This is a genomic window from Burkholderia sp. Bp8991, from assembly GCF_003853795.1.
GTDB lineage: Bacteria > Pseudomonadota > Gammaproteobacteria > Burkholderiales > Burkholderiaceae > Burkholderia.
In genome coordinates this window covers 1-674 of record NZ_QTQJ01000084.1, presented here as the reverse complement: position 1 = coordinate 674, position 674 = coordinate 1, and the positions used below count along the sequence as shown (strand labels likewise).

At 65.4% G+C, this 674-nt stretch carries 1 protein-coding gene; it reads right to left on the bottom strand.

Going from position 1 to position 674, the window contains the following annotated elements; genetic code table 11:
- Positions 1 to 674: NAD(P)/FAD-dependent oxidoreductase (locus DIE02_RS35240; RefSeq protein WP_185702690.1), on the bottom strand; the 674-nt coding region annotated here is incomplete at both ends.

Genomic DNA, 674 nt, shown 5'->3' with positions numbered 1-674 from the left:
GGATCGATTTCCCACAGTTCCTTGATGCCGATCCCGTACGCCTGCGGATCGGCGTTCGCGTCGAGCTTGAACTTCGAGATCAGCTGACGGCCGAGATGACCGCGGCAGCCTTCGGCGAACAGCGTGTACTTCGCGTGCAGTTCCATGCCGAGCTGGAAGTTCTCGGTCGGCTCGCCGTCCTTGCCTACGCCCATGTTGCCGGTGGCGACGCCTTTCACGGAACCGTCGTCGTTGTAGAGAATCTCCGCGGCCGGGAAGCCCGGGAAGATCTCGACGCCCAGCGCTTCCGCCTGCTGGCCGAGCCAGCGCGTGACGTTGCCGAGCGAGATCACGTAGTTGCCGTGGTTCTTGAAGTTGTCGGGCAGCGCCCAGTTCGGCGTCGTGACCGCGCTGCTCTCGGACAGGAACAGGAAGCGGTCTTCGGTCACCTCGACGTTCAACGGCGCACCCTGTTCCTTCCAGTCGGGGAACAGCTCGGTGATCGCGCGCGGGTCCATCACCGCGCCCGACAGGATGTGCGCGCCGATCTCGGAACCCTTCTCGAGCACGCACACGCCGATCTCGGTGCCTTTCTCGGCGGCCAGCTGCTTGAGCCGGATCGCGGCCGACAGCCCGGCCGGGCCGCCGCCGACGATCACGACGTCGTATTCCATCGATTCGCGCGGGCCGTATTG